This window comes from Aliagarivorans marinus DSM 23064 (genome assembly GCF_000429485.1).
Taxonomy (GTDB): Bacteria; Pseudomonadota; Gammaproteobacteria; order Enterobacterales; family Celerinatantimonadaceae; genus Aliagarivorans; species Aliagarivorans marinus.
Genome location: NZ_AUBY01000019.1, coordinates 74521 through 101213, shown reverse-complemented (window position 1 = coordinate 101213; position 26693 = coordinate 74521). Strand labels below are relative to the sequence as shown.

Here is a 26693-nt window from a genome sequence, read left to right as displayed (position 1 = left end):
ACGAGTTTTTAGCAGCCATAAAACAAACCCGAGCAATGCTCGGGTTTGTCGTATCTAGGCAGGATTAACTTTGATTATTCGCACCTAGCCATAGGCGACACTCGGGAACCACAACACCAGCTGCGGCCAAACCACCAAGCACACCAAAGCGACCAGCTGGATGATGATAAAGGGGATCACGCCGCGGTAGATCTGCTTGAGCTCTACCTCTGGCGGGCACACGCCTTTTAGGTAGAACAGCGCAAAGCCGACCGGCGGGGTGAGGAAGCTGGTCTGCAGCGCCATGGCCACCAACATCACAAACCACACCAGGCTTGGGTTATCCACCACGCCGTGACCGTCGATCTCAATTCCAAGGCTGGAAACCACCGGCGCCAGCAACGGCAGGGCAATTAGGGTGATCTCAATCCAATCGAGGAAGAAGCCTAGCAAGAAGATAATCCCCAAGATAAAGGCGATGATCCCATAAGGGCCAAAAGGTAGGCCGCTTAGGAAGGATTCAATCAGCTCATCACCACCGAGTTCGCGCAGCACCAGTGCAAAGCAGGTGGCACCGAGGAAGATCATAAAGATGTAGGCAGTGGTGCCATAGGTGCTCATTAGCACCTCTTTAATCACCTTAAACGAGAGCTTGCGGTTGAATGCCGCCAGCATCGTTGCGCCCAATGCGCCAATGCCCGAGGCCTCGGTGGGGGTGGCAATACCGGCGAAGATGGAGCCGAGCACCACAATAATCAGCACCACGGTGGGAAAGATGTCTTTCAGCACCCGCGCCACCAAGCGCCACTCCACCTTTTGCACATCGGCGGGTACCGGCGCAGAGCTGGGGCTTAATAGGCCAACTATCAAGATATAGGCGATATACAAACCGCCCAGCAGCAGGCCGGGGATAATCGCGCCCATAAACAGGTCGCCCACCGACAGCCCCAACTGGTCGGCCATAATCACCAACATAATCGATGGCGGCAGCAAGATCCCCAGGGTACCGGCTGAGGCCACAGTGCCCAGTGCCAGCGGCAGGTGATAGCCCTGGCGCATCATAGTTGGCAACGACATCACGGTGAGTAATACCACCGATGCGCCGATAATCCCGGTGGACGCCGCCAAAATGATACCAATCGCCATCACGGTAATCGCCAAGCCGCCATGTACGCGGCCAAATAGCTGCTGCATCGAGCCCATTAGCTTTTCGGCAATCCCGGATTTATCCAGCATGTTGCCCATAAAGATAAACATCGGCAGGGCGACCAGGATCCAGTTATCCATGATCTTAAAGATGCGATTTACCACCAACCCCAGCGTTAGATAATCCAGCCCGGTGAAGGTATCGAGGTAGATATCAGCAAAGTAGCCCACTGCGGCAAACAGCACGCCCACACCGCCCAGCACGTAGGCCACCGGAATACCGGTAAACAGCAGCGCGATAAAGGTGGCGAACATGCCAATAACTAAGACTTCATTCGCTTCCATGCGAGCCTCCCAATACTGCGATTTGACGAAGGATTTGCGCCACTAGCGACAGCAGCAACAAGCTAAAACTCACCGGGATAACCCCTTTAATGATCCAGCGAAACGGCAGCCCTGAGGGCGCGCTGGAACTTTCATTTACTCGCCAGGCTTCATAGGCGAAATCATAGGAATGCAGGATAACGATAATTACAAAGGGTACTGCCAGTAGGCCTAAGCCGAGCACTTCTACCAGCGCTTTTGTCTTGGCAGAAAAGCGTTGATAGAACAAGTCGACTCGTACATGTTGATTGGTGATTTGGGCATAGGCGGTGCCGAACATGACGGCGGTGGCATAGAGGTGCCATTGCAGCTCTTCTAGCGCGATTTGGCCGTTGGAGAACACCTTACGCAAGATCACTTGCAAGATAATCACGCCGATAAGGAGCAGGTTTGCCCAGGCGAAGAAGCGCGATATTGAGCGAACCGCCTGTTCTATCGTTTTGGGGATGCTCGCTAATGGAATATTCATGGTTGTTACGTCCTTCGAAAAGCGAAGCAAGCGGTCAGGGCGTGTGATGTTGTTATAGGCCACACCCCGACCCACTTGAGTTATACGAGGGGAACTAGTCGCGAGGCAGGAAGCCGTTTTGCTCCCACAGCGCGTAGCCTTCACGGAATTGGCTTAGGTCGGCCCACACTTTGGCGAAGTAGGGGTCGGCTTCCTTCTTCTCTTCTACCACTTCTAGCCAGGTGTACTCGAACAGATCGAGCATCTCTTCGTTCCAGTAGCGGATTTGCACGCCATTCTCTTGAGCGGTCTGCATGGCGGAGTATTGCATCGCTTCGCCTTCGGCAATCGAGTAGGTCATGGTAGCCATACAGGTGGTTTCGATGGCTTTCTGCTGGTTGTCGTCCATCTCGTTCCAGGTGTCTTTATTCACCAGCAGCTCAAACACGGTGCTCTGTTGGTGCCAGCCCGGGAAGTAGTTGTACTTGGCCACTTTGTGGAAGCCTAAACGTTGGTCGATAGCGGGCTGGGAGAACTCCGAGGCATCGATGGCGCCTTTCTCTAGTGCTCCGAAGATCTCACCGCCGGGGATCTGCACTGTGCCCACACCGAGTTTTTCCATCACCGAAGCGCCCAAACCAAAGAAGCGCATGTTCAAGCCCTTCAAATCCTCCGGTGACTCAATCGGTTTTTTAAACCAGCCCGAGGTCTCAGGCGAGATAATCGCGCACGGCAACACCTTCACGTTGTAGCCCGCTTCGTCGTACATGCCTTGATAGAGCTCCAGGCCATTGCCGAAGTACAGCCACGCCATGTACTCACCGGCTTCAGGGCCAAACGGTACCGCTGAGAACAGCGCGGCAGCAGGCATTGAGCCTTGCCAGTAACCGGCGGTGGAGTAACCAGAGTTAACCTTGCCGGTGGATACCGCATCGAGGATCTCCGCTGGGTTCACCAGCTTGCCAGGCTCATACACCTTCATTTTAATGGTGCCGCCGGAGGTGATAGGAATATGCTCCGAGAACCACTTAATGGGCGAGCCTAGGGCGGGCAGGTGGGTGCCAAAGGCAATCGGGGTTTTTAACAGGACTTTGCCAGCGGCGAGGCTGGCGGTACTGGTGGTGCCGAGGGTGAGGGCAAGACTGCAGGCAATGGCCAGAGTTTTGAAGTTCATCGTATGCTCCTTGAGATGTTCTATTCAGTTCCGTGTACTATTTGGTTATGTAATTAAGCTGGATATGTAAATAAGATGTTGCCCAAGTTGGGTGCTGCCATTGCAGTGTAGGAAGCGCGAGATTGCGCAGCTATGGGTATTAATGCGCAAATTTACTGCGGAGAATACGCAAGCCAATTACGCAAAACTACGTACGACTTTGGTCTAAATTGTCGCTCAGGAGTAGCCAGATGGAGTTGGTGAACCGCAATAGGTTGAGTTTGAGCATTGTGATGCTGTCGGTGGTACCACTGGTCGCGGTGACCACAATTGTTGCAACCTTGTTATTTTCGCAAGCCAAACAATTAGTCGATGATGAGGTCACCTTAATCCGCAGCAACCTGATCAACCTCAAAAAGCAGGAGCTGCAGCAATACGTCGAATTGGCCCTGAAAGCGGTGATGCCGATCTATGAAGAGGCTGCCGCCGACGATCTACACGCCCAGCAACTGGTGATCGATCACCTCAGCACCTTAACCTATGGCCAAGATGGCTACTTCTTTGTCTACGACTATCAAGGCGTGTCCTTGGTGCTGCCCTACCAACAGGACCGCATCGGTAAGAACTGGTGGGAAGTGGAAGATGTCACCGGCAAAAAGCTGCTCCAAGAGCTTATCTATGCCGCCCAGCATGGCGGCGGTTTTGTGGAGTACCAATGGCATAAGCCGTCTAAGTCTGAGCCGCTGCCCAAGCTGAGCTACGCGGTGGGGCTGGATAAATGGCAGTGGATGATTGGCACCGGCGTGTACCTCGACGATATCGAGCTGCAGGTGGCCCATGTGGAGAACGGCTTTGATGGTCGGGTCGGCAAAAGTGCCGCCGCGCTGTTCTTGGTGGTGTTTATTGCGGTATCGCTGGTGGCGGGTTTGGGGGCGTCGATGAACTTCAGTGTTCGACGAATGGCCAATAGCCAACTTAGTAAGTTAAATCAGAGAATTATCGAATCTCAGGAGAAAGAGCGCAGCCGCGTGTCTAAAGAGTTACACGATGGCATTAACCAGCTGTTGGTGGCTGCCAAGTACCGTCTCGACAATCTGCGCTCCGGCACGATGACCGCCCGGCAACTAGAGCAATGGCAGGCCAGCCAAGAGGTGATGGACCAGGCGATTGTCGAGATCAGACGGATCTCCCGCGATCTGCGCCCCTCGCAGCTAGACGACTTAGGGCTGGTAGCGGCGCTGCAAAGCCACATCAGCACAATGCAGGAGCGCTGCCAGATGGAGCTGATATTTGAACACGATATCAACGGCTTGGAACTATCTTCGCAGGTCGAAACGACGCTTTATCGGGTCACCCAAGAGGCGCTGCGCAACGTAGAGAAGCACAGCCAAGCCAGCGGTGCCGATGTGGTACTGCAACGCGAAGGCGACAAGTTGCTGCTCACTATCAGCGATGACGGCGTGGGCTTTGAGGTGGGCGGTAAGCGCCGCCTAACCGAACATATGGGGCTTAACAACATGCGCGAACGTATCGCTGCCATCGCCGGTCTGTTTTGGGTGGAGAGCGAGCCGGGCACCGGCACGCAGGTGCGCATCGAGCTGCCCGCAGAGAGTTTACGCGAGCAAGGGCTCGCCACGGAGGGCTTATGATTTCAGTGATACTGGCCGATGATCACCGCCTGATGCAGGACGGGTTGAAGTCGCGGTTGGAGCTTGAGCCCAATATCCGCATCAGCGCCTGTGTCAGCAATGGTGAAGAGGCGCTCAATGCCGCGCTTGAGTTAAATGCCGACGTACTGCTACTCGACATTAATATGCCAGGTATGAGTGGCCTGGAAGTGCTGGAGCAGCTCAAGCAGCTGCAATCGGAGTTGGCTGTGGTGATCTTATCGATGCACGATTCGCGCGATTACATCATGCAGGCCATCGCACTAGGCGCGAAGGGCTATGTACTCAAAGACGTCAGCTCCGACGAGCTGGTGATGGCCATCAATCAAGTGGCCGATGGCGGCAGCTACTTCTGTGCTCAGGTTTCACAAAAGCTGGTGCAGCACCTGCAACCCAATGCCAGCGAAGAGGAAGAGGAGAGCCTGTCGCCGCGCGAGAACGATGTACTGGCCGCGCTGGCCAACGGCGATTGCAACAAGGCGATCGCCGACAAGCTGCATATCTCGGTGCGCACTGTGGAAACTCACCGCCTGCGTATCAAGCGTAAACTGGGCGTGAACTCCACTGCCGGGCTGGTAAAAGCGGCCATTGAACGGGGCTTGGTGTAATGGCTTCTCGCTACCTTAGCTCGCGCACGCCGATCGTCGACAAGATCATCTTTTTCTGTGCGGTGATCGAAAGCGGCTCGTTCCGTGAGGCCGCCAAGCAGCAGGGCGTATCGGCCGCGGCAGGCAGTCGCTGGGTGAAAGAGCTGGAGCAGCACTTGGGCACCGAGCTTATCAAACGCAGTACCCGCACCATGCTCACCACTCAAGCTGGCGAGCTGCTCTACCAGCGCTTTAGCAAGTTGCTGCCGGAGATCGACGCGATCTGCGCCGAGGTGGAGAACCTGTCGCAGCAGCAGCGCGGCGAGATCAGGTTAAGCTCAACCCCGCTGTTTGCGCAGCAATACCTCTCAACCATTGTCTCTGAGTACATGCAGCACCACCCCAAGGTCGACTTTAAGCTGTTTATTGAGGCGGGAGATTTCGACCCATTAAAGGTGGATTTCGCCTTTCGCGCCAAGGCTAGCTACCGCGGGCAGAGCGAGCAGGACTCTTTGTTGGTAAGTCGCCACTTACTCAGTGAGCCGCTTTATTTGTGTGCCGCCCCCGACTACCTGCAAGCAAACGGTACGCCGCAGAGCCCGGAACAGCTAGCCCAGCATCGCTGCCTGTATGCGCACACGCTAGTGGGCGGAAATCGTTGGTGTTTTGAGCGCGATGGCGAGGCCACCATGGTGGATATCAGCGACGCCTTGCAGTGCGATAACAGCGCCATGCTGCTCGATTTCGCCTTGCATGGCGCCGGCATTGCCTACCTGCCACACTCGCTGGTGGTTGATCATCTGGCGCGTGGTGATCTGATCAGCGTGATGGATCAATATATGTGGGTGACCTTCGATGTGCGGATGTATTACCGGCCGCGTCATCCCATGCCTGAGCGCTGCCAGCAGTTTAAACAGTACCTGCTAACTCGATTAGAAGCGCTGCGTGAGCAGGGCGAGCAAGCGATCCGCGCTTGATTACTCTAACATCTGCTGGTTGTAGCGGCGGATTACCTCAGTAAACCTTCCCTGGGATTTCATCTGTGCCAGCAGTGACTCCAGTTCTGTGCGCCGCTCAAACAACGGCGAGTTGCGCGAGAGTACAAAGTAAGCTGGGCGGGTGGTGCTGTGAGAATAGCCCGCTGTTTTAAAGGCGGGTGAGCGATGTGCGCTGGCTTGTAGCCTTGGATCGTTAAAGCGCCGCTCAATGCACACATCTACTCGCTTTCGGTAGAGCATCTGGGCGCAAGTCGTGCTGGCAGCGATGTTTTGCTTATGCAGCATCTTGTCTTTATCGAAACGCTCAAAGTAGCGGGCATCATTGTTCACCCCAATTACAAAGCGATACAGGTCCTCGTAGCGCTCAAGCTCTCTCGGCTCCTCGGTGCGCAAAATAAAATGATGACTAAAGCCATCGATATAGGCTGGCTCCATAAAGTAAATAGATTCTTCTCGTTCAGCGGTTTTGAGCAGCCCTGCGCTGATATCGAGCTCCCCCATTTCCAAATTGCGTAAGCGCCTTGCAAACGGCAGGGGCATAACACTCAGTTCAACATCCAACTGTTGCTCCAGCTCAATCGCAAAAGCATCCAGCATCAACTCGCTTAAGCGACCCGGCTTGTTGGAGACGGCTGCGGAGTATACAGTGGCGAGGGCTTGCAGACTGCTGGTTAGCAGCGCAAGCCCAAGTAGAGCGGAGGGTGGCAGAAGCCTAAGCATGGTCGAGCAACATCCCTGAATCTTACGGTTCCAACTGCTATTTGGTTGATAAAGCCGTTAGAAAAAACTCACGTCACTCTAAAGTATATGAATTTGAATGACTTTTCTAGCGAAGAGCAATTCCAAATAGCGGTCCATGTAAGCTGACAAAGACAACGTACAAAACCACCCCAAGGCCAAATACCAGTAAATCCTTCCACCAAGGCTGAGCGGGCAGCTCACACAGCTTGCCTTTTCTGAGCAGCAGCACCAGAGATACCAGCGCATACAGCCCAATGGTGGCAAACAGTAGCACCGAGGCCAAATCGCCATTTACCAGCAAATGACCAACCGCCCACAGCACAAACCCAGTCAGCATCGGGTGATGTACTCGGCGGCGCAGGTTACACGGGATAAACATTGCCGCCAGCAACACAAAGAAGCTCAGCACTAAGCCATAACACAGATGCCGCGCGCCATAGTGCCAGCTCAACACATAAAGATGCTGATACTCCGCCTGCCCATGCCCCCAAAACAGCAGCAGCAGCCCCGCCAACGCGACAAGGGCATACACGCCTTGGTAGTGCTTGCCCATGCGCTCAACCAGTAGCGCGCGATAGTGAGTATGGGTGAGAATATGCGGCGTTAAGAACAACACCATACCGAGCAATAGCCACATCATAACCAGCGTCCTTTCGATGTTATCAAAAGCCTCATTATGCTGGCTTTCCATTGCAAGTTGTTGGATCTAAGCCCATTTAGGCGAATTAATGCACGGTTAAACCACTCATTCCGAAAAAACGTATCCCAACTGTTGCAGTTTTTTAAAGCCTCGGATAAATTAGCCTGCGTTGTGACGCGCTAAGCACAACTAGTCTTTCGGAACGTAGCGCAGCCTGGTAGCGCACTGTCATGGGGTGTCAGGGGTCGGAGGTTCAAATCCTCTCGTTCCGACCATATCAAGCCCGTAACTCATTGAGTTACGGGCTTTTTTGTGTCTGCGATTCAGAGGGTGGAAAAAGGCGGTGGTAAAACTGTGGTAAAACGGTGGTAAAACTCGGTCGCTAAAACAGCGCCATATCTGTCCCTACTTTGAGGACAAGGCTTAAACCAGTAGAGGGATACAAGATGGGTAGGGAGGCGCTGCCGCAAGCAAAGGAAGTGTGATTTTGAGCCCTACATTTAAGGGTTTTTGTGGTTCTAAATGTGGAGGTTGGTGTTTGTTGACGTGTTTGTGTTTGCCAAAGTGGCGATGCTGAGAATTATATCGTTTTCTGCAAAATCAGCGATCATTTGCGTCTGATTGTTTCCCTAGAGATGTGCAAATCACTATTTAGGGAGCTAGGCACTATGGGCAAATTGATGCGCGCCACCAAGTGGGCACAGAGGGAGTTTTCGGAAGGGTCGGTTCCAACGTCGAGAACACTTAGGCGCTGGATTGAAACTGGGGTTGTTCGCGGCACGGTGATTGAGGACATCTCATACATCGAGGAGGATCAGAGTTTCGTGCTATCAGTGAAGACTGCGCAAGTTGTGGATGAACTGGTCAAGCTGAGCTGACCATGGGCAGACCGCGCTCTCGCCAAACTCGGGCGTTGCCAGAGCATCTCTACCACGATGTCAAAAAGGGATTCCGCTTTACGCTGGTAAATGGTCGACGAGTATCTCTTGGCCATAGCCGGCAAGAGGCCATTGCTATTGCCCTTGAGTATAATCATCGGATGCGCGGAAGCTCCCGTTACGGTTTGGAAGACCTTGTGGCGCTTTCTGGTTCTGAGAAGTTGCGTAGTTTTGGCGATTACGTTCCTGAGTTACTAGCAAAGATACTTGCACGTGAAGAGCCTAAATCCTCGAAGCGATCAACTTTAGAAAGCGATGCGAAACGAGCGGTCACGTTCTTTGATAACGTAGCCCCTTTAGACATCGAACTGACTCATGTGAATGACTATCTTAGTGAGTTTCATAAGGGGGCTTCGGCTAACGTCTACAACCGGAAAATCGCTTGGCTAGAAAAACTATTTGGTTATGCCTGTGATGCTGGGATCATGCGCGACAACCCTGCCTCCCAGAAAATGAAATTTCCCAAGAAAGCCCCCAAAATGCGACGGCGCCTTACTGAAGAAGATTTTCTTGCTATCTATGACTCTGCTGAGCCCTGGCTACAGGTTGCAATGGATCTGTCGTTGCAGACAGGTACTGCGCGCTTAGAGACCGTCCGTATCAGTTACAACCTTGAGAGACCCCAAAAAGGCGTTTGCGGATGTATGTGGTACAAACGGCCGCAAAATGGGGTGTATGGAAAATTATTCATCCATCGGCAGAAAACCGAGAATAACGAGGCCTCTTGGGTAGCTATCCCGCTTGGTGGGCGCTTAAAGGCAATCATTGATCGCAGTGTTGATGATGTTGATTCACCCTATGTAGTGCATCGTCCTACGGGTACCTCAAGCAATAAAGTGTCGCAAAACGTAGAGCATCCCACACAGGTGAATCCTGAATATCTGTCGAAGGCTTTCTCTGCGGTTAGAGACGAGCTAGGGCTCTATGCTGAGCTTCCAGCCAGAGAGCGCCCCAGTTTTCATGAAATCCGCGCACTATCTGCAAAGCTCCATGAGCAAACAGGTGTCAGCCCTCAGAAACTGCTAACTCACCAAAAACGCTCAACCACAGAGATCTACATACGAGGCCATGGCGGCTGGACCGAGGTTGAACACATGGAAGTTGAGGTGACTCTGGATTCGCTCTGTGAAACAGAGAATGAGCAGTTTATTCCCTACAGCCACTGCAAGAAAAATCATACATAAGCCACTGTTAAATAGTTAAAATTGCCGATTAGTTGTATGAACCTGTAGTATTCCAAGGTAAATGACTGTTCTTTAAAGGAGCGCGCCAAGCTTCTCTTACCGAATTAGCTACAGTATGAGGTGCAACAACATATAGCTGCACCTCAACACGTTCATTGTTCGCACAGTTCCCTAATTAGCTCCTACTAAATGCCCGCCACTTGATTCACAGCAAGTCTTAGCAAAGCAATAAAAGAAAGTATTAACTAAACACTCGAAAAGGAATCATCCGCTGGCCAGTCCCTTGAGTGGGGAGAGGCGCTTATTGGTGGTGAAGTATTTGATATGAGCAGTACATCTGAACTGAAAACCCTTTGGGATAGCTTCTTAGCTCGCTGGTCAGCTGAAGCACTTACTGAGCTAAGCCTGTCTGATTATACCGGTGTGGGTAACAAGGATACCTTTTGCTATTGGCTGGAAACCAAAACCCGACCGCTCGGCTCGATACAGGGCAACAACGCCATTAAGTTTGGTATTTATCAACGTAGCGACCCAAACCATAAGCGGGGAGAGGTAGTGCGTAATGTGCAATATGGTGACGAGCACTCATGGTATACCCGATTTGGTGATAGTGAGCAGCAAGCATTCGAGAGTGTTAAGCAAATCTTGCTAGCGATAGTTGCTGCAGCCCAGCGCAGCGATGTAAAGGCCATCGATGAGATTGATTTTTCCCCTATGGTGAAGTGGAAGTTGGCGTTTTTGTATCAACCGCGCAGCGAGCCAGTGATCGCCAATATTTTTAGCGCAGCAATGTTCAAGCGATTGTTGGCAACTGATGCCAACCTTCCCATGTCAGAGCTTAACCGAAAGCTGCTGGCCCAGCAGGGCGAGCAAGACCTGTTGAGTTTTGTGAGAGACTGCTGGCAACGCAATCGTGAGCTGGTGGACGCACAATCACAGGCCAACTCGCCGACTTCCTATCTGTCACGCTGTCGGGCAAGTGGGCGTTATTTAGCGGTGTTTGAGCGTTTTTTAGAGCAGTTGGAAGGGCACCATCCGGTGCTGGAGTCTGCGCTGGCGACCCTCGCGCAAAGTGGCGCTGATTATGACTTTTGGATAGTGACGACACCGGCGGAGTCGTGCTTGCGATTCGGTGCTCGCGAGCATGCTGCCAGTACCACCCGTTTATCCGGTTTCTTTGTGGTGACGGCTGGACAATTGTCGCTGGCTTACACCGACGTTGAAAGTGACCTGACAGTTCAGATTCCACTCACCGATGATGTTGAGAAGAATGCCGAAGTGCTAAATGAGTGGGTAGAAATCGATCGTTTTCAGCGCGGTAGTGAGGGCATCGTTGGGCACGACGTGTGGCCTTGTGATTGGCAAGGCAGGCAAGTAAACGAGAATGAGCAAGGAGAACAACCCATGACCACCTCTCCGCTAAACCAGATCCTATATGGCCCTCCCGGTACGGGTAAAACCTACCACACGGTTACAGCAGCAGTGAAGGCCGCCGACTTCCCGTTTTATCAACGCTGGAAAGCCGAAAGGGGGACGCGAGAAGAGTTACAGGAGCGCTACGAACAGCTGGTTAACGATAAGCGGATCGCTTTTGTCACCTTTCACCAAAGCTATGGCTATGAAGAATTTGTTGAAGGGCTGCGGGCCAATAGTGATAAAGGGCAGATCAGCTACGACATTGAACCCGGGATCTTTAAGAAGATCTGCGATTATGCAAGTGCTGACAAGCGAGTGTCTGCCGGTGAATTAGGCTTATCTGTTGATAGCAACGTATGGAAGCTCTCTTTAGATGGAACCAAACCCAGTAGAATTCGAGATTACTGTTTCGAGCACAATATCGGCACTATTGGTTGGGGCGAGATGGGCGATCAATCGTCCGATGAAAAGAGTGCAGCGGAACAAGCGTATGCTGACTCATTAAAGAGTAATGCTCTATCTGCAGTGTCTGACTTTACCGACGGGATGGAGCTTGGTGATGTGGTTTTATGTGTTAGTGGGCAGCATACGATTCAAGCAGTAGGGGTGGTTTCCGGTGACTATGAGTACTGGGAGCAGGGCGTTTGTGGGCATAAAGGCTACCGTCATGTTTTACCTATTAATTGGCTAGCAACAGGGCTGAATGTAAATATTTTGCAGCTCAATGCTAATAAGCGTCTTACCTTAAAAACCTGTTACAAACTCTCACGTATTTCAGCTACGGAGTTAGTGAATCACTTGGCTTCTGTGGGAGTTCTGCTTGGCAACTCTGCTCTAGAAGCGGTTAAAGACAACTATGTATTGATCATCGACGAGATTAATCGCGGCAACATTTCCAAGATCTTTGGCGAGCTGATCACCCTGATTGAGCCCTCAAAACGGCAAGGGCAGCAAGACGCGTTGAGTGTGAACCTATCCTATTCGGGCAAAAAGTTCTCTGTGCCAGATAACTTGTACCTGATCGGCACTATGAACACAGCTGATCGCTCGTTGGCCCTCATCGATACCGCGTTGCGCCGGCGCTTTACTTTTACCGAAATGATGCCCGACAGCCGTGAATTCAAAGGAGCGGTAGTTAAAGTCGGACATGTTGACATCGATTTGGCATGTTTGCTCGACACCCTCAACCAGCGTATTGAGGTGCTGTTTGACCGTGAGCATACCCTAGGCCACGCCTTTTTTATCGAGGCCGCTAACTTGGCCAACCAAGGCGAGCACAAACGAGCGTTTGACTCAGTGGTTACGGCGTTTAAGCACAAGATTGTGCCATTGCTACAAGAGTACTTTTACGATGACTGGCAGAAAATTGCATTAGTACTGAGCGATAATCAAAAGCCCCCAGAGCTGCGTTTGGTTAACAGCGACGAGCTCGACGATAAGCGACTTAAAGAGCTATTTGGATCAAGCTACCAGCCTAATCGTTATGGTCAGGCCGCCATGCGTTTTAGCCTTGTGGCAGAAAACGATGTTCGCTGGGACGATGCGCGGGTTTATTGCGGTATCTATGATATTGGTGCAGTGGAGTCTACTGTTTCCGCTTTAGCTTCCGAGCCGCAACCAGAGCGTCAGATTGAGGATGCCGATGCATAGCACGGTGTTTGAATATGGTTATTTGTGCGCTAATGACGAGGTATCCCAGCTGCGTGGGTATTCACGGGTTAGTGGCGATACCTTCAGGTATTTGCGCGATATCTGCTTGGGCGAGGCAGGTGACCAGGCCCTGCCTTTTCTCACGCTAAAAAGCCACTACAGCCAAGAAGTGATCCAGGTACGTAACTATGTGGGCGTAATATGCACGCCTCACGGCGAACAGGTCGAAATTTTGCCGAAACATGGCCGCGTTGCGCAGGGCGAGTCCGCGGTTATGGCAAGGCAGCAAGCACGCAAGCAACTGCTTGTAATGCTCCAGTATCTCGGTGAGTTTCGCCACCTAAGCAGCACCATCGGCGACGTTGATACCATTCGTATGCCCTTACTTGAGGTGTTTATTACCCAGTTTTTGGAGGCTGTAAGTCTAATCGTTAAACGTGGGCTGCGGGCAGACTACTTACGTGAGCAAGACAACTTGTTCTACCTAAAAGGTAGGCTTCAGCTGGCAAAGCAACTAAGGCACAACTTGGTCAATCAGCATCGCTTCTATGTTGAGTTCGATGAGTATCAATACAACCGCCCGGCCAATCGTTTGATTCATGCCGCGCTTGAAGTGGTTGCGCACTATAGTCGGTCGTTGAGCAACCAGCGTTTACTACGTGAGCTAAGTTTCGCTTTCGCCGACATTCCGGTTAGCCGTGATGTTGCGGGTGATTTTACTAAATTGCGTATTGATCGTGGGATGGGGTATTACCAAAGCGCGATTGATTGGGCACGATTAATCCTAAACGGTTTGTCGCCACTGGCGATGCAGGGCAGTGCTAAGGCAATCAGCTTGCTATTTCCCATGGAGACGGTGTTTGAAAGCTATGTTGCGGCCATGCTGGCTAAACAGCTACCCACTGATTTGCGACTTAGCGCTCAGGCGTCGAACCGATGCTTAGTTAGCCACCAAGGGCAAGATTGGTTTCGTTTGTGCCCCGATTTGCTCATTGAACATGAGGAAAGTGGGGCCGTTGCTGTGCTCGATACCAAATGGAAGGTCATCGATAGCCGTAACAATAACAGCCGGGACAAATATGGTTTGTTACAAAATGACTTTTACCAAATGCTTGCCTACGGCCAAAAGTACCTCGGTGGGGTGGGTGAGCTATTTCTGATTTACCCTGCGCATGAGCAATTTCGAGAGCCCATAACCCACTATTTTGGTTTTGACGACCAGCTTAAGCTTTGGGTCGTGCCGTTTGTTACCGATACCATTACTGGAGTAGGGCAAGTTACATGGCCTAGTGGGAGTCGTTTGCTTAAGTAGCAGCGCCTTCGCTTTCACTTTTTCACTTTGCCCCGAAGTAATACGTAGAAAAGTCGTTATTCCGTTTGATCAGTTCAATTAAAATATGCATAAGTATCAGCACCTTAAAGACTTGGTTTTGCCTCATCTCCTAAACTAATACCCCCGTATTCGCCTGTTTCGCAAATATCCGTGGCGCTAATATGTCGCAACTGATGCGCCGCAGTGCTTCATGATTGTCGACTCCCACAACTCAGGTAGTAACCAATTAGCAAAAACCATGGTCGCATGGCTGTGCTCGTCCGGTTGCCGTGAATAACCCGAATACTCGGGCGTCGGCCGGTGCCTTGCTAGTCGCAATGATCAACTTAGATTACCCCTTACCTTGTCAGGACAGCGATGCCTTGTTCGCACTGGCAGGCGGCGATGCTATTACCTGCATGGCCAAAGTCTGTGGTGTGGATCTGCGCGATGCTGCCTTCCCGTCGGGTAGCATCGCGCAAACCTCGGTGGCCAAGGTGAATGCTAGCGTAGTGAAAACGGTGTTGGATGGGCAACAGTTTCTCTACATTCTGTGTAGTCAGGCAAGCGCCCAATACCTTTGGGAGTCCTTAGTTGATGCGATGGCGGAGTTCGGTGGTGAGGTGCTAGGTACATTGCCTTATGCCGATGTTGCCTAGCGGTAAAACGCTGTGAGGGCGAGCGGGTCAATGATATGCTCGCCTGCGGGAGCTATTATGAGGTCTCACCGCTTGGGGTGGGACCTTGTTGTTTTTGCCTGCAACTGTACAGAGCCAAAACTAACCAAGGAGTTACAATGAGCGATTCAGTGTTCAGTCAAATAAAGGGTCGCCTTGATCAGGCACAGCTGGATGTACGATACCATCAGCACCACGCCACCACGACCATCCAAGACGCACAAGACAACCTTCATTTTGTGGTCGAGCAGATCCTCAAAACCATCGTGTTTGAGATAAAAGGCAAAGGCCTCGCACTGGCTGCTTTGACGGGGCATCGACGGATTGACTATCGTAGCTTAGCCAATGCACTTGGGGTTTCGCGCTCTTCCTTGCGGCAAAGCTCTGAGCAGCAAGTTCTGGAACATTTTGGCGTTGAGCTAGGGGCGGTTAGCCCGTTTCTTTGCGGTGAAAACATCCCCTTAGTGCTGGATGCTGAATGCAGTGGTGCCCTAATCTGTGGCTCAGGTCGCCGCGACCATAGCATCGAAGTCGATGCTGCACTGCTGGCAGAGTACACCGGCGCGACCTTGGGGGATATTGCTAAGACCTAAGGATTACATCATGGCGCGGTCGAAAGGCCATTGTGACAGAAGATATGTGGTTGCAAGCCAGACCCGCAGAGACAAGAACTTGACGGAGTGTACTTGCATCGCATCGTATACCAAGCGCTTTTCACAACTGCACAGTGCTGCACAAGGAACGGCTCGATACCGCTATCACCGCAGCGAAGGCGCTGCAAAGCCGAGACACGCTGACGTTCACATCGTAGGGCAGGAACTACCCGTTTGGCGGCTAGGGGAGTGCTGTCGTTTAACGGCGCTTAGATAGCTCAGCAAGCACCAAATACCATAATGAGTGTTAGTGATTGCCGAAACATCTTTACTAGTCGATAGCAACTTATAGCAGTTATGGTGAGGCTCAGTGAGGTGTCACGATAAAAATAGCGGATAAGTTGCTGCAGGGTGCCCATGCTTGAGCGCATCGAGAATCGCGCCGTATGTCGGTAGTGAATGCAAGAAAAACTGTTTGTAACCCGCACACAATGCGTTTACGCCAGATTGACTATCGTTAGTCGCAATACGGTCCTTTGGGCAACCGCCGTTGCACAGCGGTCGGAAGTCACACTCAATACATTGTTTGGGGAGATTGAGCCATTTGTTTGTCCCAAAGCTCAGCTGTTTGGTACTACCTGCAATTTTGCCCAAGTCAGTGTCGTTGGATGAAGGTACTTCGTTAACCGGAATGGACAGTGGGTCCAGAGCTTTTAATTGCCCCACTCGATACTCATTGTAGCTAAAGTGATCGCAGCTATACACGGATCCATCATGCTCTAGCATCATCTGCTGCCCGCAGACTTCACCATAAAAACACATTTGGCTCGGTTGGCCCGCAAGTATACCGAGCGTGTTTTCAAAAAACTGCACAAATACATCGCCAACATCACTGGTCTTCCATTCGTCAAATACCTCACATAAGAACTGACCCCACTGCTCGGGGGTGAGTGACCAGTCCTTTTCTGTTCGGCGATCTCGAGGATCCTCCATACAAGGCTGAAATTGGATAACGGTAGCGCCCAGTGATTTGAGGTAGTTGTAGGTGTGTTTTCCAAGGTGCGCATTGTCGCTGTGGACAACTGAGAGGGTGTTGAACCTTACCTCGTGGCGTTTGAGTGCTTCCAATCCGCGTAGTGTCTGGTTAAAGCTGCTCTCTGATTTCAGATTAGGGCGAGTTGGGCCATGGTTGCGCTTATCACCATCAATGCTAATACCGACTAAGAAATTGTGTTTCTTAAAGAATGCGGCCCAGCGGTCGTTTATAAGCGTACCATTGGTTTGAAAGTTATTGGTGTAGCTGATACCTTCGCGCATGTATTGGCGCTGAAGTTCAATCGCTTTTTCATAGAATGCCAGTCCCCGAAGTGCGGGCTCGCCACCCTGCCAGCTAAATTCAATATGTTTGGCCGTGGCTGGCTGTGCATCTATATGGCTGCGGATATAGTGTTCCAACAATGCTTCTGACATCTGCATGCTTGCATCCGCCTCATAGCGCTCTTGCTTACGCAGGTAGTAACAATACTTGCAGTCCAGATTACACTTTGCTCCTACTGGTTTAACAATCAGGTGGAAAGGGTGAGGGGACTGAGTGGTCATAGGTTCTCTCCGGCGGTGGCGAATAGCTGGTTTAAATCGGAGTGAATCGTAGCCACCACTGAGGTCGGCAACAATGAAGCGGAGGTAATATCAGTTATTTATCTTGTGAATGAGAAGTGGCTGGTAGCGACTCTCTTATCAAGCTTCTTAGCCACTGGTGGGCTGGGTTATGTGTATGTTTTTTATGCCATATCATATAGATATCAAAGGGATTGACTTCAATAGGCATGGCTAAGGTATTTAAGTTGAACAAAGGAGCAAATTCATCTGCAAAATGATCAAGCGAGCTGGCAATGGCATTGCTACTACTCACGGTACTAAGCATACTCAACATGGACGTTTGCTCGCAAAATAGCTGACGTTTACCACGGCCCTCAACGGCGACCGTGTCAAACGCTGAGGTTTGCTGCCGCTCAATGTTAATAAAGACATGCTTTTCTTGATAAAACTGCTCTTTAGTAATGCTTTCCTTAATGCGTGGATGGCCTTTGCGCACCACCACCTTAAGGCCAAAGCTTATCAGCTTTTCTGCTTCCACCATGCTTGAGTCGGGTGGGCAAATATCAAGTAGCAAGTCGGCTTGGTCATAATAAAGCGCTTGAACGGCTTGCTCTTGGGAGGCTGGGCTTTGGCGAAAGGTGACTTCAGTTTTGCTCTCGTCTATTTGCTTATAAACCGAACCGATCAGCAGTTGAATCATGACCTCCAAGGCATAAACATTGAACTGATACTGATGGGTGGAGGGATCGAAACTATTGAAGCCTTGAATAGCTTGTTCGATGTCAATCAAAGGGCGATCTATCTGACTAAATAGCTGCTCTGCGGAGAGTGTGGGTTGGATTCCACGACCTGCGCGAACGAATAAACTTACGCCTAGCTCCGATTTTAAGCGGTTGATTGCATTGCTAACTGATGATTGAGTTAAGTCGAGCTCTTCGGCTGCCATGGTAAATGAGCCGGTTCGATAAACTGCGTCAAACACACGCAATAAGTTCAAGTCAAAGTGGCGATTCTGGGGCATCAGATACATTCACAAAGTAAATATTACAAACCATCCTAGCTTGCTTCTTCGGCATCCACAACATCTCTAACATGCCCTTTTGAAATCAGCGCTCACTCAGGTTGCTATCGAAATCCGGTGCAGTTATCTGAGGAGAAAATAGCCCCCTAACTAGGTTACTGTTATGACAAAATTCACCAAAAGCATGTTGAGCACAGCCGTGCTGGCCTCTGTTGCCGCGCCTGCGATGGCTGAGGCAACGAAGCCCAATATTGTAGTTATCATGGCCGATGATATCGGTTGGTTTAATACCTCCGCATACAACATGGGGATGATGGGTTACAAAACCCCTAACATCGATCGTATTGCCAAAGAGGGCATGCTGTTCACCGACCACTATGGCCAGCCTAGCTCGACCGCAGGTCGAGCCGCATTCCTAACCGGGCAAATGCCTATTCGTACAGGCCTGCTAAACGTTGGCCTGCCAGGTTCGCCTATTGGCTTGCACCCCGACGATCCAACATTGGCAGAGGTGCTAAAAGCTCAAGGCTATATGACCAACCAACTTGGCAAGAACCACTTGGGCGACCAAGAGCATATGCTCCCTCACCGACGTGGTTTCGATAACTTCTATGGCAACCTTTATCACCTAAATGCTGAAGAAGAGCCCGAGAATGAAGACTACCCAAAGGATCCGGCCTTCCGCGAGCGCTTTGGTCCGCGAGGGATCGTAACCGGTACTGCTGATGGCCCAACCGGCAACGACGGCCCGCTAACCCGCAAGCGTATGGAAACCATCGACCGAGAGTTGACCGATATGGCTGTTGACTACATTCAGGAACAGGCCGCTACAGAGGATCCGTTCTTTCTGTGGTACAACCCATCACGAATGCACGTGTGGACCCATTTAAGTGAAGAATGGGCCGGTAAGACGGGTTATGGTCTCTACGCCGATGGTATGGCAGAGCTTGACCACTACGTTGGCGAACTCCTTGATACCTTGGAAGAAACTGGACAGAAAGACAACACCATCGTGATTTTCACCACCGATAATGGTGCGGAGAAAATGTCTTGGCCAGATGGTGGTAACACTCCATTCCATGGTGAGAAGGGGATGACCTCTGAAGGTGGTGTGCGTGTGCCATTTATGGTGATGTGGCCAGAGAACATCCCGGCCGGTTCAATCAACAACGGCATTCAATCTCATGAGGATATCTTTACCACCTTGGCAACCATAGCCGGTGAAGAAAATGTGCAAGAGAGCTTTAAGACTAAGCACGATGTTTTCATCGACGGCTATGACCATAGCAACGCATGGTTTAACAATGAAGACACTCAGCGCGATGAGATCTTCTACTTTGCTGAGACCGGCAGCCTAGAGGCGGTGCGCATCGGAAAGACCAAGGTTACCTTTATTCAACCTACCGAAGAGTCGTGGTTTGCCCCCCGTCTTGCTTCAACCTGGCCACAGTTAGTTGACTTGCGCACTGACCCGTTTGAAGAAGCCCCTGAGCATTCAATGATGTACCTGAAGTGGTTTGGCGATCGCATGTTCTACTTCATCCCAGTGCAGGTTAAGGTCGCAGAGTTGCTACAAACTTTTGAAGAGTTCCCTCTGCGCCAGCCTCCGACCGGATTTAACTTAGAGCGGGTCATGACGCAATTGCCTTACCGCGAGGCGATTAACTAGGCAAACGAGAACCCGCAGTGTTTAAACCGCTCACCCTAAAAGGGGGCTGTGCCCCCTTATTTACCCACCACTTGAGGTTGATATGTCACAGCACGGCTTGCAAGACAAGTTTCACCGCTTAGTTGAAGAAGTTAATAACGCTGTCATCGGTCAGCAGAGGGTCATTCAGCAACTGAATATCGCTTTGTTAGCAGAGGGGCACGTACTACTGCAGGGCTTACCTGGTTTGGCCAAAACCCGTGCGGTGAGCTGTATGGCACAGCGACTGGATAGTGACCTTAACCGTATTCAGTTCACTCCAGACATGCTACCCAGCGATGTGACGGGTAGCGAGATCTATCATAGCCATACTCAATCACTTACCTTTCAACAAGGCCCGGTTTTTAGTCAGTTGTTGCTGGCTGATGAAATCAATCGAGCCCCCGCCAAAGTGCAGGCGGCGCTACTTGAAGCGATGGCTGAAGGTCAGGTCACTGTAGTCGGTAAAACCTACCAGTTGCCTGAGCTGTTCATGGTATTAGCCACGCAAAACCCGGTAGAGCAAGAGGGCACGTATCCGTTGCCAGAGGCTCAGCTAGACCGCTTTATGATGCGGATTGAGGTGGAGTATCCCGATAAAGCTGCCGAGTTAAGCATGCTTGGGATGCTACGTAACGAGGCAAACAGTGATGGTTCGCTAATAACCCCTATCTTATCGGTGTCGGATGTACTCAATGCTCGTAAGGCGGTAAATGAAGTCACGGTGAGTGAGGCGGTTGATCAGTACATTGTTGACTTAGTGCATGCCACTCGCGATGCCAGTATGCTCGATCAGCAATTAGCGAATTGGATTTTTGTTGGCGCCAGTCCGAGAGCGTCAATAGCCTTGGACAAGTGTGCCCGTGCCCATGCTTGGTTGAATCAGCGTCACTATGTGCTACCTGAAGATGTGAGAGCGGTTGCTTATCCGGTACTTGGGCATCGTTTAGCGTTAAGTTTTGAGGCCAGTGGCGATCGGATAACCAGTAAAGACGTGGTAGGCCGTTTGCTAGATGTTGTTGCTTGGGTGTGAGGTTGAGTGATGACATCAGCACCTGCATATGGCGACCATCGCCTGGTTACTCACTCTAGTCGGCTGACACGACTCGCGTCGTTGGGAAGTCGCTTGAGTTGGCAGCCTCCATTCGGCCGGTTTTCGCTGTTGTCGGGGGATAATCGTGCCAATCGATTAGGCCAAGGGCTCGACTTTGCCGAATTGCGGCGCTACCAAATGGGCGACGATGTAAGGCGCATCGACTGGAAGGTTACCCAGCGGACCGGCCAAGCTTATGTGCGCACTTACACTGAAGAGCGGGAAAAGGTCTGCCGACTTATCGTAGACCAGACCAACCGCATGTATTTCGCAAGTGATGGCAGCTTAAAGTCGGTCATCGCTGCGGAGTTGAGTACTGTGGTAGCAGGTCGAATGATCGAAGAGGGGTGTCATGTTCATTTGAACCTTATTACCGACCCGCAGATCTACACTCATGCACTAGGACGCGGGCGTCGAGTGTTGCCCGAGTTGATAGCCCTACTTGCAGATATAAGTGCGAGTCTGCCGTTGCCGAGGGGGCGTCACTCAGGCGTAACGGACCAACTCAAAGACCTGGTTGACCGGCAAGTACGCTATCAACAGTTGTTTATTTTTAGTGATTTCTATGGCTTCGATATGAAGCTGGGCATAGGTTATCTACGCGAACTAGCGCGCTTCAATAACATCTATGGTTTTCATATCAGCGACCCTTTGGAAGCTAAACTTCCCGAGCACTCCATGGTGGTGGGTGACGAAGCGCGCCAGCTGAGTATTTCAGCAACTGACACCTCTCTACATCGGCGTTTTACTGAGCAAGCGTCGCAACGTGCCTCATCGCTTGAAGGCGCATTCTCGGAGATCCGCCAGCCACTACTGTGCTTCACCACTCATCGGGACACGTGGCAACAGGTCGAGCATATGCATGCAATATCGGCAGTATATTCAGGAGGTCACTAATGCCCGAGTCAGTTCACCAAGGGAGCGTTACCCAATTTGCTACACATTTGATTAAGCAGCTTCAGTGGATAGAAGAGCCTGATGCCATTTCATTTGTGCCCGCGACACCCGCTTGGGCATTGCTGTTCGGGATGGTAATTGTGGCACTGTTGCTGTGGCGAGGCTGGAAACACTATCGCTGGCTGCAGCGCACCTATCTGCGACAAGGGTATGGATTGGTTGAACTCGCTATACACAACCATGACTTGCAACAGATCGCTGCAATTACTAAGCGTGTGGCCATACAGCACTGGGGCGAACGTCGAATTGCCACGATGAATGCCGCTCAGTTTCATCACTTCCTGACTGAAAAGCAGGGCACTGCAGCTATTGATCTTGCGTCGATAACACTGATCTTCGAGCTGGCCTATCAAAGCGATGCGGCACTTGAGTCGCAACATCTTGAACAGATACTGATATGGATGGAGCAGTTATGACATTTATCTTTGAAGCGCAGTGGGCAGCGTTGGCATTAGTGCTGCCATTGGTGGCCCTGCGGTTACCGCCCCATCTAACGACATGGCGCGCAGTCAAACATAGCCGGTTTGATGATTTGGTCGCGTTGGCTGGCGTTGAGCCAGGTAAAGGTTCGGTAGTGTTGCACCGAATGTTCTGGCAGCGGGCTTGTTTAGTGCTGCTTTACCTTTCTTTGGTGCTGGCCGCGATGAGGCCGGTCATGCTGGCTTCTCCTCAAGTGACCGAGCTCTATGGCCGTGAGCTGATGGTCGCCGTTGATTTATCGGGGTCGATGGAGGCGCGCGACTTTGCCGACGAAAACGGACACTTTCAGCGGCGACTCGACGTGGTCAAGCGACTGCTTGGCGAGTTTCTAAGCGAACGAGAAAACGATCGGGTCGGTCTTATCGCCTTCGGCGATAACGCCTATCTGCAAGCCCCGTTTACCGAAGACAAAGATTCCATCGTGCAGCTATTGGAGGAGATGGATGTGCGAATGGCGGGGCCCGGAACCGCCATTGGTGATGCAATAGGTGTTGCTATAGAGCACTTTAAGTATGCGGAAACCGAGCAGCACACCTTGTTGCTTTTAACCGATGGTCGAGATACCAACAGCGCGTTTCCGCCTTTGGATGCGGCGTTTCAAGCTGCCGAGCGAGGCATTGTGATTCATCCTATAGCCATCGGCGATCCGACAACCCTAGGTGAGCAAGCTATTGACCTTAAATCGCTTGAGCGAATCGCTGATATCACTGGCGGGCAGGTGTTTGTCGCGCTAAACAGTGGTGAGCTGACCGAGGTATACCAGCAGATTAACCAGATTGAACCGTCACTATTTAACACGATAACGAGTCGTCAACGTATCGAGCTTTACTACCTGCCTTTGTGTGTGTCATTGAGCTGCGTGCTTATCGTGTTGCTGTGGATGGCGTTTAGATCACGTCGTTTAGCCGAGGGGGCCTTATGAACGCTTTTCATTTTCTGCGCCCATGGTGGTTGCTTACGTTAATTCCTTTGTTGGCATTGACCTATCGTCTAGCGAGGATAAAGGCTGCCGATCATCATGCTCCCTATATCGCGGACCATTTGCGCTCTGCCGTGCTGTCAGCAGAGCGCGCGAGACCCGGCTTGTCACCGCTGAGTTTGCTGCCGTGGGTGTTGACTGCGGTTATCGTGGTGTGCGCTGGGCCAACCTGGCAGCCCGCAAATGCGGATCAGGTAGAGAATAAGGCCGTCACGACCTTGTTGCTAGATCTCTCTTCGTCGATGAACAGCAGTGATCTAACGCCGAACCGCCTTGAGAACGCCAAGCTAAAAATCAGCCAACTACTTGATACTCAAGAGGACGGTCTTATCAGCATTTGGGTCTTTGCAGGCAGTGCGCACCAAGTTCTTCCTCCCACTAAAGACTTCGCCGTAGTCCGTCATTACTTGGAAAGCTTAACCAGCGCATTGATGCCTTTGCAGGGTAAGAATCTTGATTCGGCCATGGAAAAGCTTCTGTCGCTTCACCTTTCTGCCGCCAATAATCAGCCTGGCTCGATCGTGCTGGTCACCGATAGTGTGGATAGTGCAGGTCAGCAAGCGATCCAACGTTACGTTGATAGTGCTGCTGCACAGTTCATTGTTTGGAAGTTTGGTTATGACTCGTCAATGAGTTTACCTGCGACGGTACAGTTAGTTACAGCCAGCGCAGATGACAGCGATGTTGTGCGTATTGATAAACGTTTAGGCAGTTATCGCTACTTCGATCCGCACGACTCTGCCATCGAGTGGCAAGAGTCTGGTTATTATCTGGTGTTTGCTTTATTGGTGGTCGTGGCCCTCTGGTTCAGAAAAGGGTGGTCACTTAGTTGGGTGGCTGTGTGCATTTTGTCGACTACTGTTGCTGGGTATTCAAACAGTGCCTTGGCCCACGAGCCAGCACTACCAGCGGTGACAGAACGACCGTTCTCTGCCCCCGATGCATGTGACAATCTGTTAATGCGTTGGTTTATGAGTGCTGATCAACAAGGGCGTTGGCATTATGAGCGAGAGAACTGGGCTTGTGCTGCGCAGGCGTTCAGCGATCCGCAGTGGAAAATTATTGCCCTGATGCGTAATCAGCAGTGGGAGTGGGCACTGATGATGTTGGCGACTCTTCCGCAAGACACTGCAGAGCAACGCAGCTTTAGAGAGTTCAACTTTGGTGTTGCCTATACGCACCTGCAGAGGTTTCGCAGTGCAGAAACACATTTCATGCGCGTGCTTGAATCTAACCCCACGCACCCTCAGGCATTGCACAACTTAACTGTGCTCGAGGAGATCTTTGACCTAATGGCCTTGCGTGCACAGGGGCAGGGAACGGCCGGCGAAGATATGACCGCCGATGTAATCGATGCTTTAGCTGAAGACATGGGAATCGAGGAGCCCGAAGATAAGATAGAGGTCGTAAATAGCGCCGATATTATTGCAGAAGAGCACCTTACTAAGATCTGGATGGAACAGGTTAAGACTAACCCAGAAGTGTTTCTAAGAAACAAGTTTGCACTCCAGTTAAATGCTGAGATTAACAGCCATAGTGTGCAATCGCCTCTCAGTACTGCGGAGGCCTCGAAATGAAAACACAATTAATCAGCCTACTCATTGCTATGCTTGCACTTTTGGGGGCGAAGGCGTTGGCTGAGCCGAGCATGGATATGCCACTTCAATGGCAGGCTCGCTGGGACACGCCAACGCAACCAATAGTCGCTGGTCAACGAGCCACCGTCAGGTTGAGTATTTGGCTTGAGGGCAATCCAGAGCAAAGCTTAAATGCCGCCATCGAGGTACCAACGCTTGAAGTTGTAAACTTCTACTACGAACGAGATGAGTTTCCGAATTTCGTTCAGCTAAGCACGCCCACAGCGAGCGTGCCCGGCCAACAGTTCCGGTTTGAGGTATTTGCGCTGACAGGGCCCAGCATCACGATGCCAGCGCTTTCGCTTGATGTTGCATATCAAGGCCAGCAATACACGGTGATTGTACCAGCAACCGACATCAAGGTTGATCCCCAAGCGCAGCAGGCAACCGGGCGCTTTGCAATGACACAGCTAAAAGCCACTCAACATTTCTCTCAGCAAAGCACGGTTGCTGGCGGTGTTATCAGCCGGACCATCACCTTAAGTGCGACAGACTTACCCGGCTACTTAATCCCAGAGCCTTATACAGGTGAAGAGAATACGCATTTCACTCTACAACCGGGGCGGGTAAGTAGTCGCACCCATTATTCGCGAGGCCAGCTAAGCGGCGAAAAAACGCTACAGCTTCACTATCGCTTTGATACGTCGGGGGCGGCGGAGATCCCTGATCTGAATGTGACTTGGTGGGACAGTAAGTCGAGTATCGAACGTACTACAACAATCCAGGGCGCTGATATTGAGGTGCAGCCCGCTCCTGCGCTGCCATTGCGGGAACGCATTGAAGTACTATGGATGCAATTAGCCTCTCAGCTGCAGGCATTGTGGCGCGATTATCGATTTACGCTGCTAGGCATTGCGCTTAGCGCCTGTGGTATTGGCTGGTTTATGCCATTACTTGGGCAGTGGCTACGGGCGACGATTTCTCGACTGATTTTGGCAACCAGGCAGGCTTATCAGCGGCATTTTCGGCTACTTATCTGCACTTTGTTTGGATCGCCAAAGCGCCTGGAAAGCGCATTCTATAAATGGGGGAGGCAGCATGGTTACCTGCAACTAGATGAACTCCCATCGGTAATTCGCTCAAGCATTTACCCGAGACCTTCGGGAATTAAACTCAAACGTTACAGCTTACTAATAGGTTGCTTGCAAATGGCCTACAGCAACTTTGTTAAACGCTTTGACCTACGGCCTCTCAACTAACAACCCAAACTGTGCTTAGCGCGGGGAGAATACATTCGATGAATATACCTAACACTCTACGTATGCTGGCGGTTTGCTGTATCGCGCTGTTGGCGATAGCGCAGCCGGTAAGCAGTGAGGCTGCGCAAACATACGACCAGTCCTTTATAAAACAGCGCGCTGTGAACCATTACGCGGTAACGATTACATCGGCAACGGCGGTGAAAGTGCGCTGTGTCGCTTACAATCAGGAATCTCCGATTGCCATTAATTCCGTAGCAGTCTATCCGCCGCAAGTTATGGCCGATTTTTTCATCGATAAAGCGGAGGGGCCTGTAACTGAGGTTCGGTGTTGGACAACCAGCACCCGCGAGAATGATCGAAAAGCGCTAGATAACAGAGAAAGAGAAGCCGCCCAACGAGCGTTGCAACTCGAGTTGGAGTCTAACAACGTTCCGTTCTATGAGATGAGCACTCATTAATCTAGATTACAGTTTTACACCCGAACAACCTCAAAGCGCTTGTTCAGCGAGATAAGCCAGGCCCTCA

General features: G+C 51.4%; 24 protein-coding genes and 1 tRNA gene. 18 read left to right on the top strand and 7 right to left on the bottom strand.

Going from position 1 to position 26693, the window contains the following annotated elements; translation table 11 throughout:
• Positions 1-84: 84 nt before the first annotated feature.
• From G461_RS0109280 to G461_RS0109270, 3 genes are all read right to left on the bottom strand, one after another.
• Positions 85-1470, bottom strand: a complete 1386-nt coding sequence (locus tag G461_RS0109280) for a TRAP transporter large permease (protein ID WP_026971636.1) — start codon at positions 1468-1470, stop codon at positions 85-87.
• Positions 1457-1978, bottom strand: coding sequence for a TRAP transporter small permease subunit (locus tag G461_RS0109275; RefSeq protein WP_026971635.1), 522 nt, complete (start codon positions 1976-1978; stop codon positions 1457-1459). The genes G461_RS0109280 and G461_RS0109275 overlap by 14 nt, the downstream gene beginning before the upstream one ends.
• Positions 1979-2072: 94 nt before the next feature.
• The gene (locus G461_RS0109270) at positions 2073-3131 is read right to left on the bottom strand and encodes a TRAP transporter substrate-binding protein (RefSeq protein ID WP_026971634.1); all 1059 of its coding nucleotides are present in this window, start codon (positions 3129-3131) and stop codon (positions 2073-2075) included.
• A gap of 230 nt (positions 3132-3361) precedes the next feature.
• Between G461_RS0109270 and G461_RS0109265 the strand changes: the two genes are divergently transcribed.
• Genes G461_RS0109265 through G461_RS0109255 form a run of 3 tightly spaced genes read left to right on the top strand, consistent with a single transcriptional unit; the run spans position 3362 to position 6341 of the window.
• Positions 3362-4759: a cache domain-containing protein gene (locus G461_RS0109265; protein ID WP_026971633.1), complete on the top strand. Its 1398-nt coding sequence runs from the start codon at positions 3362-3364 to the stop codon at positions 4757-4759.
• The gene (locus G461_RS0109260; RefSeq protein WP_026971632.1) at positions 4756-5385 is read left to right on the top strand and encodes a response regulator; all 630 of its coding nucleotides are present in this window, start codon (positions 4756-4758) and stop codon (positions 5383-5385) included. Before G461_RS0109265 ends, G461_RS0109260 begins: the two co-directional genes overlap by 4 nt.
• Positions 5385-6341, top strand: a complete 957-nt coding sequence (locus tag G461_RS0109255) for a LysR family transcriptional regulator (protein WP_026971631.1) — start codon at positions 5385-5387, stop codon at positions 6339-6341. The genes G461_RS0109260 and G461_RS0109255 overlap by 1 nt, the downstream gene beginning before the upstream one ends.
• Here the strand turns inward: G461_RS0109255 and G461_RS0109250 are convergent, their stop codons facing one another.
• Both G461_RS0109250 and G461_RS0109245 read right to left on the bottom strand, forming a co-directional pair.
• Positions 6342-7082, bottom strand: coding sequence for a substrate-binding periplasmic protein (locus tag G461_RS0109250; protein ID WP_026971630.1), 741 nt, complete (start codon positions 7080-7082; stop codon positions 6342-6344).
• A 106-nt stretch (positions 7083-7188) separates the two neighbouring features.
• Positions 7189-7743 (bottom strand): NnrU family protein, encoded by a 555-nt coding sequence (locus G461_RS0109245; RefSeq protein ID WP_026971629.1) that lies wholly within the window; start codon positions 7741-7743, stop codon positions 7189-7191.
• A gap of 198 nt (positions 7744-7941) precedes the next feature.
• On the opposite strand from G461_RS0109245, the gene G461_RS0109240 reads away from it, so the two are divergent.
• The 7 genes from G461_RS0109240 (at position 7942) to G461_RS23825 (ending at position 15513) form a co-directional block, all read left to right on the top strand.
• A tRNA-Pro gene (locus G461_RS0109240) sits at positions 7942-8018 on the top strand.
• A 393-nt stretch (positions 8019-8411) separates the two neighbouring features.
• The gene (locus G461_RS0109235) at positions 8412-8621 is read left to right on the top strand and encodes a hypothetical protein (protein WP_026971628.1); all 210 of its coding nucleotides are present in this window, start codon (positions 8412-8414) and stop codon (positions 8619-8621) included.
• 2 nt (positions 8622-8623) lie between these two features.
• Positions 8624-9865 (top strand): site-specific integrase, encoded by a 1242-nt coding sequence (locus tag G461_RS23840; protein WP_051333472.1) that lies wholly within the window; start codon positions 8624-8626, stop codon positions 9863-9865.
• 324 nt (positions 9866-10189) lie between these two features.
• Positions 10190-12931 (top strand): AAA family ATPase, encoded by a 2742-nt coding sequence (locus tag G461_RS26370; protein WP_051333471.1) that lies wholly within the window; start codon positions 10190-10192, stop codon positions 12929-12931.
• Positions 12924-14243, top strand: a complete 1320-nt coding sequence (locus G461_RS0109220; RefSeq protein ID WP_026971627.1) for an McrC family protein — start codon at positions 12924-12926, stop codon at positions 14241-14243. The genes G461_RS26370 and G461_RS0109220 overlap by 8 nt, the downstream gene beginning before the upstream one ends.
• Before the next feature lie 338 nt (positions 14244-14581).
• Complete coding sequence (locus tag G461_RS23830) at positions 14582-14902, top strand: aminomethyltransferase family protein (protein ID WP_051333470.1); 321 nt, start codon at positions 14582-14584, stop codon at positions 14900-14902.
• 137 nt (positions 14903-15039) lie between these two features.
• Entirely contained in the window at positions 15040-15513 is a 474-nt protein-coding gene (locus G461_RS23825) for an aminoacyl-tRNA deacylase (protein ID WP_051333469.1), read from the top strand.
• A 378-nt stretch (positions 15514-15891) separates the two neighbouring features.
• On the opposite strand, the gene G461_RS0109200 is transcribed toward G461_RS23825, so the two are convergent.
• On the bottom strand, positions 15892-17112 hold the full coding sequence (locus tag G461_RS0109200; protein WP_026971626.1) for an anaerobic sulfatase maturase: 1221 nt from the start codon (positions 17110-17112) through the stop codon (positions 15892-15894).
• Positions 17113-17206: 94 nt separating this feature from the next.
• Positions 17207-18133, bottom strand: coding sequence for a LysR family transcriptional regulator (locus tag G461_RS0109195; protein ID WP_026971625.1), 927 nt, complete (start codon positions 18131-18133; stop codon positions 17207-17209).
• A gap of 163 nt (positions 18134-18296) precedes the next feature.
• Here G461_RS0109195 and G461_RS0109190 point away from each other — a divergent pair, with 163 nt between their 5' ends.
• The 8 genes from G461_RS0109190 (at position 18297) to G461_RS25480 (ending at position 26626) form a co-directional block, all read left to right on the top strand.
• Positions 18297-19802, top strand: a complete 1506-nt coding sequence (locus tag G461_RS0109190) for an arylsulfatase (protein ID WP_026971624.1) — start codon at positions 18297-18299, stop codon at positions 19800-19802.
• Between the two features lie 82 nt (positions 19803-19884).
• The gene (locus tag G461_RS0109185) at positions 19885-20853 is read left to right on the top strand and encodes an AAA family ATPase (protein WP_035479910.1); all 969 of its coding nucleotides are present in this window, start codon (positions 19885-19887) and stop codon (positions 20851-20853) included.
• Between the two features lie 93 nt (positions 20854-20946).
• Positions 20947-21810, top strand: coding sequence for a DUF58 domain-containing protein (locus G461_RS25485; protein ID WP_026971622.1), 864 nt, complete (start codon positions 20947-20949; stop codon positions 21808-21810).
• On the top strand, positions 21810-22286 hold the full coding sequence (locus G461_RS0109175) for a DUF4381 family protein (protein ID WP_026971621.1): 477 nt from the start codon (positions 21810-21812) through the stop codon (positions 22284-22286). Before G461_RS25485 ends, G461_RS0109175 begins: the two co-directional genes overlap by 1 nt.
• Complete coding sequence (locus G461_RS0109170; RefSeq protein ID WP_035479908.1) at positions 22283-23272, top strand: VWA domain-containing protein; 990 nt, start codon at positions 22283-22285, stop codon at positions 23270-23272. The genes G461_RS0109175 and G461_RS0109170 overlap by 4 nt, the downstream gene beginning before the upstream one ends.
• Positions 23269-24906: a VWA domain-containing protein gene (locus G461_RS23815; RefSeq protein ID WP_084429121.1), complete on the top strand. Its 1638-nt coding sequence runs from the start codon at positions 23269-23271 to the stop codon at positions 24904-24906. Before G461_RS0109170 ends, G461_RS23815 begins: the two co-directional genes overlap by 4 nt.
• Entirely contained in the window at positions 24903-26165 is a 1263-nt protein-coding gene (locus tag G461_RS0109160) for a BatD family protein (protein WP_026971619.1), read from the top strand. Before G461_RS23815 ends, G461_RS0109160 begins: the two co-directional genes overlap by 4 nt.
• Before the next feature lie 38 nt (positions 26166-26203).
• The gene (locus G461_RS25480) at positions 26204-26626 is read left to right on the top strand and encodes a hypothetical protein (RefSeq protein WP_026971618.1); all 423 of its coding nucleotides are present in this window, start codon (positions 26204-26206) and stop codon (positions 26624-26626) included.
• Positions 26627-26693: the final 67 nt, after the last annotated feature.

Coding starts and splice junctions, on each gene's coding strand:
- G461_RS23830 (WP_051333470.1), top strand. CDS start 14,582: ATGATCAACTTAGATTACCCCTTACCTTGTCAGGACAGCGATGCCTTG.
- G461_RS26370 (WP_051333471.1), top strand. CDS start 10,190: ATGAGCAGTACATCTGAACTGAAAACCCTTTGGGATAGCTTCTTAGCT.
- G461_RS25480 (WP_026971618.1), top strand. CDS start 26,204: ATGAATATACCTAACACTCTACGTATGCTGGCGGTTTGCTGTATCGCG.
- G461_RS0109280 (WP_026971636.1), bottom strand. CDS start 1,470: ATGGAAGCGAATGAAGTCTTAGTTATTGGCATGTTCGCCACCTTTATC.
- G461_RS0109250 (WP_026971630.1), bottom strand. CDS start 7,082: ATGCTTAGGCTTCTGCCACCCTCCGCTCTACTTGGGCTTGCGCTGCTA.
- G461_RS0109195 (WP_026971625.1), bottom strand. CDS start 18,133: ATGCCCCAGAATCGCCACTTTGACTTGAACTTATTGCGTGTGTTTGAC.
- G461_RS0109265 (WP_026971633.1), top strand. CDS start 3,362: ATGGAGTTGGTGAACCGCAATAGGTTGAGTTTGAGCATTGTGATGCTG.
- G461_RS0109200 (WP_026971626.1), bottom strand. CDS start 17,112: ATGACCACTCAGTCCCCTCACCCTTTCCACCTGATTGTTAAACCAGTA.
- G461_RS0109270 (WP_026971634.1), bottom strand. CDS start 3,131: ATGAACTTCAAAACTCTGGCCATTGCCTGCAGTCTTGCCCTCACCCTC.
- G461_RS0109255 (WP_026971631.1), top strand. CDS start 5,385: ATGGCTTCTCGCTACCTTAGCTCGCGCACGCCGATCGTCGACAAGATC.
- G461_RS0109275 (WP_026971635.1), bottom strand. CDS start 1,978: ATGAATATTCCATTAGCGAGCATCCCCAAAACGATAGAACAGGCGGTT.
- G461_RS0109190 (WP_026971624.1), top strand. CDS start 18,297: ATGACAAAATTCACCAAAAGCATGTTGAGCACAGCCGTGCTGGCCTCT.
- G461_RS0109220 (WP_026971627.1), top strand. CDS start 12,924: ATGCATAGCACGGTGTTTGAATATGGTTATTTGTGCGCTAATGACGAG.
- G461_RS0109160 (WP_026971619.1), top strand. CDS start 24,903: ATGAAAACACAATTAATCAGCCTACTCATTGCTATGCTTGCACTTTTG.
- G461_RS0109235 (WP_026971628.1), top strand. CDS start 8,412: ATGGGCAAATTGATGCGCGCCACCAAGTGGGCACAGAGGGAGTTTTCG.
- G461_RS0109175 (WP_026971621.1), top strand. CDS start 21,810: ATGCCCGAGTCAGTTCACCAAGGGAGCGTTACCCAATTTGCTACACAT.
- G461_RS23815 (WP_084429121.1), top strand. CDS start 23,269: ATGAACGCTTTTCATTTTCTGCGCCCATGGTGGTTGCTTACGTTAATT.
- G461_RS23825 (WP_051333469.1), top strand. CDS start 15,040: ATGAGCGATTCAGTGTTCAGTCAAATAAAGGGTCGCCTTGATCAGGCA.
- G461_RS0109260 (WP_026971632.1), top strand. CDS start 4,756: ATGATTTCAGTGATACTGGCCGATGATCACCGCCTGATGCAGGACGGG.
- G461_RS0109245 (WP_026971629.1), bottom strand. CDS start 7,743: ATGATGTGGCTATTGCTCGGTATGGTGTTGTTCTTAACGCCGCATATT.
- G461_RS0109170 (WP_035479908.1), top strand. CDS start 22,283: ATGACATTTATCTTTGAAGCGCAGTGGGCAGCGTTGGCATTAGTGCTG.
- G461_RS0109185 (WP_035479910.1), top strand. CDS start 19,885: ATGTCACAGCACGGCTTGCAAGACAAGTTTCACCGCTTAGTTGAAGAA.
- G461_RS23840 (WP_051333472.1), top strand. CDS start 8,624: ATGGGCAGACCGCGCTCTCGCCAAACTCGGGCGTTGCCAGAGCATCTC.